Annotated in this window: 8 protein-coding genes; 6 read left to right on the top strand and 2 right to left on the bottom strand. The window is 44.8% G+C overall.

The genetic code is table 11. The features are described from left to right. From F6K20_RS21575 to F6K20_RS21565, 3 genes are all read left to right on the top strand, one after another. Nucleotides 1-244, top strand: a 244-nt coding sequence (locus F6K20_RS21575; RefSeq protein ID WP_287295976.1) for a phycobiliprotein lyase, incomplete at its 5' end; no start/stop codon positions are given. Between the two features lie 85 nt (nt 245-329). Further along, nucleotides 330-941 (top strand): chromophore lyase CpcT/CpeT, encoded by a 612-nt coding sequence (locus tag F6K20_RS21570; RefSeq protein WP_008184570.1) that lies wholly within the window; start codon nt 330-332, stop codon nt 939-941. Nucleotides 942-1,227: 286 nt separating this feature from the next. Next, a complete protein-coding gene (locus F6K20_RS21565) occupies nt 1,228-1,533 on the top strand; it encodes a CpeR family transcriptional regulator (protein WP_071107776.1) in 306 nt (101 codons plus the stop codon). Nucleotides 1,534-1,618: 85 nt separating this feature from the next. On the opposite strand, the gene F6K20_RS21560 is transcribed toward F6K20_RS21565, so the two are convergent. After that, entirely contained in the window at nt 1,619-1,870 is a 252-nt protein-coding gene (locus F6K20_RS21560) for a hypothetical protein (protein WP_131827233.1), read from the bottom strand. Between the two features lie 687 nt (nt 1,871-2,557). Between F6K20_RS21560 and cpeB the strand changes: the two genes are divergently transcribed. Both cpeB and cpeA read left to right on the top strand, forming a co-directional pair. Next, nucleotides 2,558-3,091 (top strand): phycoerythrin subunit beta, encoded by a 534-nt coding sequence (cpeB, locus tag F6K20_RS21555; protein WP_071106825.1) that lies wholly within the window; start codon nt 2,558-2,560, stop codon nt 3,089-3,091. 103 nt (nt 3,092-3,194) lie between these two features. Next, nucleotides 3,195-3,689 carry a C-phycoerythrin subunit alpha gene (gene cpeA, locus F6K20_RS21550; protein WP_044492874.1) on the top strand — a complete coding sequence of 165 codons (495 nt, stop codon included), beginning with the start codon at nt 3,195-3,197 and terminating at the stop codon, nt 3,687-3,689. A gap of 197 nt (nt 3,690-3,886) precedes the next feature. Here cpeA and F6K20_RS21545 read toward each other — a convergent pair whose 3' ends face one another. Next, nucleotides 3,887-4,117, bottom strand: coding sequence for a hypothetical protein (locus F6K20_RS21545; protein WP_008183154.1), 231 nt, complete (start codon nt 4,115-4,117; stop codon nt 3,887-3,889). A gap of 51 nt (nt 4,118-4,168) precedes the next feature. On the opposite strand from F6K20_RS21545, the gene cpeY reads away from it, so the two are divergent. Then, nucleotides 4,169-5,452 (top strand): C-phycoerythrin alpha-cysteine-82 phycoerythrobilin lyase CpeY, encoded by a 1,284-nt coding sequence (cpeY, locus tag F6K20_RS21540; RefSeq protein WP_287295973.1) that lies wholly within the window; start codon nt 4,169-4,171, stop codon nt 5,450-5,452. The last annotated feature ends 393 nt before the right edge of the window (nt 5,453-5,845 follow it).

Below are 5,845 nucleotides of genomic sequence, written 5' to 3'. Positions count from 1 at the left end.
TGGAAAACTCCTCAGAGAGCAAGGCTATGCTGAGACAATTGCAGCAGTGGGCAACTATCACCTAAGTAAAGATGGTACCTTCACTTTGTTAACGGAGTATGACCGAGCAGCTGCTGAAGAACGGATTTGGTTTGCCACACCAAATCTACGTTTTCGGGTGTCCTTGATTAAAACTAGTTCTGGTCAAGGGGTGACTACAGCCTCGTTTTCTTCAGAAATCCGTGACCTATCCCAATCGGACTGAAAGTGACCCGGTTGAACAGTTAAGGTCATAATTTAGATTTTTTTTATCTTTTTTAACCCTAAGTTTTCAATAGATTAATACACCAATGTTGTCTAGTACTACCGATAAAACTACTAGTAATTTACTCACTCTAGCTAGTTGGATGGCTGGAGATTTTAGTAACCAAAAACAAGCGATTGATAATCCTCAGCTTTACGCTCACATTCATGTTTTCTTTAGGCCCTTACCCTTTGATTTCTTTTCGGGTATTGGTTTCTACTCTGAGCAAGCCTATGACTACGATCTTTGGAGTCCCTACCGTCAGGGAGTGCATCGCCTGATTGATAAAGGTGATCATAGTTATATAGAAAATTACAGCCTTAACGATCCAATTCTTTATGCCGGGGCGGCGCGAGAGCCAGATATTCTCAAAACCATCACCCCTGATGTTATAGAACGTCGCTACAACTGTTCAATGATTTTCTGGCGAGAGGGTGACATGTTTCGCGGCAGTGTAGAACCTGGTTGCCAGTGTTTCATCCAACGTAATGGGCGTAAAACCTATCTGGTCAGTGATGTGGAATTGACTGAAACCACTTGGAGCAGCCTAGATCAGGGTATGGATGTCAATACTCATGAGCACGTATGGGGCTCAGCAGCTGGTCATTTACGATTTGAAAAACGGCAAAGTTTTGCTGACGAATTACCTGATTTGTAGCGCCGATTTCTAGTGCCTAGTTATCAGCAATAAGGGATTTGGGTGTAACCCAAATACCAACAAATACCAAGTGAATCAGGGTGGGCAAAGTCATCTAATCTAGACTACTAAAAATAAAATAACCAATTTTTTTTGTCAACCTAAAAGCTAAAATCTGATATTTTATTTTTTTGCTATTCCCTAACTGATGATTTGGTATTAGCCTAAAGCCCAAAATCTAAAACCTAAAACAACTATCATAAAATATTAATTATCATTAGAGTTGAGGATGATTTGTGTACAGCTAATGCTACCGCCGAAAGCTCAAAAAAAGATGCAGTGCTGGATTAGGAGCAGACATTTAATCTGCTCCGGTCACTTTTTTATCTTTGAGACGGTAGAATATACAACAGTTGAACGATTCTCGGAATGTGTCGAGAGTCTCGGAGGAAGTGTAATATCCGTTAAACCCATTAAAAAAATTTGGATTGGCTCCCATCGCCAAGTTATTTTGTATCAAGCTAAAGCGAGCTTACATACACCTCATCATGACCTGAAACAATACTGGATAAAATACGGGAGCTTCCGTACCAGATTTGATGAACGTTCGTGAAAAATCCCCCCACTAAACCAGTTTATAGGTAAGCTATCAGCCGTCAGCCGTCAGTGGTCAGTGGTTAGTGGTCAGTGGTTAGTGGTTAGTGGTCAGCCGTTAGGTCTAGTGACAGTTGTGATATCAAATCCAGATAATTGGGCATTGCTGAATCTTCGCGCTGAATAGGAGTAGAGTGGGCATCCTGCCCTCCCGAAAATATCCCTGTTCTGTCGGCGTTGCTGAACCAAGTAATGAATAGGAGTAGAGTGGGCATCTTGCCCGCTCGACCAGATCTCGAACGGGTGCATCTCAATGCATGCTGTTTGACATGGTGGTGCGTTACGGGCAGCAACATAACCCTGACTACGAGGCGAAAAATGAAGCCCCCCCTAACGCACCCTACGCAAAATTTTCAAAAATGAGATGCACCCTCTCGAACGGGCAAGATGCCCATTCTACAGGTGCGACCCAAGGCCGCGAGCAATCCCTCACGGCCTTGGAGGCGCGCACCTACTTTTAAAATCATTCCATTATTAATATCAAGTCCGGTTGAATACTCATAATAAAAGTGTGTCGAAGGCAGAGGGCATTTGGCAGCTATGCTGAAGCAAAGGAGTAAGGTTTCAAGGGTAATGGTTTTTGATCACTAATTATCCCGACATGATATAAGCAACGCCGATAATTGCGCACACTTACGATATCCAGACCAAACCTTTGTCCCCCTGGTTCCCTGGTCCCCTGCTCCCTTGCTCCCCTCCTGTCATAACCATGCAATTTATTAATGGATGGTACCTGATCACAGCTAAGTACATGTAAGTACATCTAATTATTAAGTTTTGTATATAGCTGCCGAGTCGGTTAAGCGACTCCTGTGTGATCGACTGGTGAGCTGGTAACGAATATTACAAATTATTACTTTGTTGTTAATAAATGAGACGGCGGTTCCGATTATCCTCTAATGTTCATATTGAGCTGGTCAAATTTAATAAATAACCAGCAAGATAGCAAACTAGTTAAGTACCTTTAATTTAAGGAGATTTCAATGCTTGACGCTTTTTCCAGAGCTGTAGTTACAGCAGATAGCAAAACCGCATGTCTCGGTGCTGGAGACCTGGCTGCTCTAAAAACCTTTATTGCCGATGGTAATAAGCGCCTTGATGTTGTAAACAGTATCGCCAGCAACGCCAGCTGCATCGTTTCCGACGCTATTTCTGGTATGATCTGCGAAAACACTGGTTTGATTCAAGCCGGTGGTAACTGCTACCCCAACCGCCGCATGGCTGCTTGCTTGCGTGATGGTGAAATCATCCTCCGCTACGTCACCTATGCGATCTTGGCTGGTGATGCTTCTGTACTAAGCGACCGCTGCCTGAATGGTCTTAAGGAAACTTACAGCGCTCTGGGTGTACCCACCACCTCCACAGCTCGTGCTGTTGGAATCATGAAAGCTGCTGCAGTTGCTTTCGTTAACAACACCGCTAGCCAGCGCAAGCTTGACATCATTTCCGGAGATTGTTCCTCCTTAGCTGCTGAAACTGGTGGCTACTTTGATGCAGTAGTTGCTGCTATCAGCTAGTCTTTCCCTTCTGGATAAGATACCAAGCTCCTGCTAAAGTGAGCTGGGGAAGCCAAAAGCTAAGTATAACCTTTGTCAAAACCCATTCAGGAGATATATAAAAATGAAATCAGTTATAAGCACAGTTGTTACTGCTGCCGATGCTGCAGGTCGTTTTCCTAGCAGCTCTGACCTTGAGTCCGTTCAAGGTAGCCTACAACGGGCTGCTGCTCGTATGGAAGCTGCTGAAAAGCTAGCAGAAGGCATTGATAAAGTAACCAAAGAAGCTGGTGATGCTTGCTTTAAGAAGTATCCTTACCTGAAAGAGTCTGGTGAAGCTGGGGATTCTCAAGTCAAGATTGACAAGTGCTACCGCGATCTTGGTCACTACCTACGCTTGATCAACTACTGCTTAGTTGTTGGTGGTACTGGTCCTCTAGATGAGTGGGGTATTGCTGGTCAGCGTGAAGTTTACCGTTCTTTGAACCTACCTACTGCTCCTTATGTAGCAGCTCTTGAGTTCACTCGCGATCGCGGTTGTGCTCCTCGTGACATGTCTGCTCAAGCTTTAGTTGAGTACAAAGCTTACCTCGACTATGTAATCAACTCCCTGTCCTAAGGAGATCACGGTGAAAATCCGTCGCTGATTGACTAACATTTCGATCAGTACCTGGGGACTCTTAGTACGTTGCTTTGCCTGGATTGGTTGAGTACCGTCAAAGAGTCCCCTAATTGTTTTGGGGGGTTAGGGGGGTAAAACTAACTGTAAGCTACGCGAACAGCTATCAGCTATCAGCCGTCAGGTTATTATTTTATTCAAAAGTACCTCAAGTAGCGTGGCCAAAAGCCCAAAGCGGATAGCTGATGGCCAAAAGCCCAAAGCTGATAGCTGATGGCTGATAGCTGATGGCTGATGGCCAAAAGCCCAAAGCGGATAGCTAATGGCTGATAGCTGATGGCTGATAGCTGATGGCTGAGAGCTGATGGCTGAGAGCTGATGGCTGAGAGCTGATGGCTGATGGCTGATAGCTCAATGCTTACAACCAACTAAACTTAGTAAATCCTATTGTTAATTCCTAAATCACGACTAAATCACTGATGGATAAACGTTTTGCCAATATATTTAATTTGACCGAAGATCAAGCGATCACACTTTTAAAGACCCCCTTAGACCAGCTGGAAGACCAATCTGATCGCTATCTGGCTGCATCCCATTTAATTAACTTTCCCAGCGAGCAGTCAATCAATGCCCTGATGGAAACGGTGCAAGACCAAAACTCAGAAATGTACCATCGTATCGCTCGACGCAAGGCAGTGGAAAGTTTAGGTCGTCTGAAAGCCTCTGTAGCCCTACCCATCATTCGGTCATGTCTAACGGATGAGGATTGTTACACGGTGGAAAATGCTGTCTGGGCAATTGGGGAAATTGGCACTCAAGATCCCGAAATTCTCGAAGAAATAGCCCAGTTACTAGAAAAACCAGGTCAGACTTATCGGGTGATTATCCAAACTTTGGCCGCACTGGACTATAAACCAGCCCTTGACAAGATTAAGACCTTTACTAAATCCGATAATGAACCCATAGCCAGTGCTGCGATCGCAACGGTTTGTCGGTTCACAGGGGATACCACCGAAATGCACAAGGTGATGGCATTCCTGCAACACTCTAGTGTCAATGCCCGACGAGCCTGTATTCAAGACCTGATTGATGCCCGATACTACCAAGCAATTCCTAAAATTGCCACCTGTCCCATTTCCATGGTCTTCCGAATACGAGGAATTCGCCTCTTGGCAGAGGCTGGGTTGCCAGCCGGTGATATCACCTTTGAGGATATCGAACCATCACTGGATCAAGTGATTCGTGATCATCCTGATCACCTAGAGCTGGTTCATGAATATGACCAAATGCCCACTTTAGAATTCTTGATTAACGAGCTATACCACACAGATTTTGGGCGATGTTATCTAGGCAGTAAAACTCTGCTCAAGTTGTCCCCAGACGCTGTTGCTGAAGCGCTACTTGCTACCTATGCTGACAAAGCCCATAACGATTATGGTGCTCACTACCATGTTGTCAAACTTTTAGGCTGGCTGAAATACGCCGATGCGTACGATTTGATAGTGGAAGCCCTACACAATAAAGCACCCCAGTTTCAGAAATCCCGTGCTGGTGCTGCTATTGCTTTGGGGAATTTAGGGGATGAACGGGCAATTCCCTTACTCCAAAACAGCCTCAATACCAAGATTTTTGACTTGAAATATGCCAGTTTAATGGCATTAGAGCAGTTAGGGGATACCAGTAGTGGTCAAGATCTGGCAGCTAATGATTCAGATTGGTTGATTCGGGAGAAAGCAGTTACTAAAGCAATTGCTAGTCATTAGCCATTAGGATTAGTCATTAGGTAAGCTATCAGCTATCAGCTATCAGCTATCAGCTTATGGGCAAGCTACACCGAACAGCTTTTGAATAAGCGATGCAGTCGGCCAAAGGGGGTTTCCCCCACTCGCGCTTGGGATCAAGACAACAGGTAAGCATTCGAATAATGCTGAGTTAAGTTGGCATGATAGCTTACCGCTAACGTCACATCAAGTAGCGTGCGCGTAGCGCATATGCTTAGATGGGCAAATCCCCAGACTTTCAATTCGAGAAAATCTCGAACTATTAAATTCTACTGTTTGCGCATTGCGCATAGGGGCACGCTACTTGAGGTGTGCACCCTACGCGAACGAGGTTTATTTTAAGCATGATAGCTGACGGCTGACAGCTGACGGCTG

It is taken from the genome of Moorena sp. SIO2C4, assembly GCF_010672485.1.
GTDB classification, from domain to species: Bacteria; Cyanobacteriota; Cyanobacteriia; order Cyanobacteriales; family Coleofasciculaceae; genus Moorena; species Moorena producens.
Note: the sequence above shows the minus strand (reverse complement) of the source record. Positions and strands in the feature narration are given on the sequence as shown.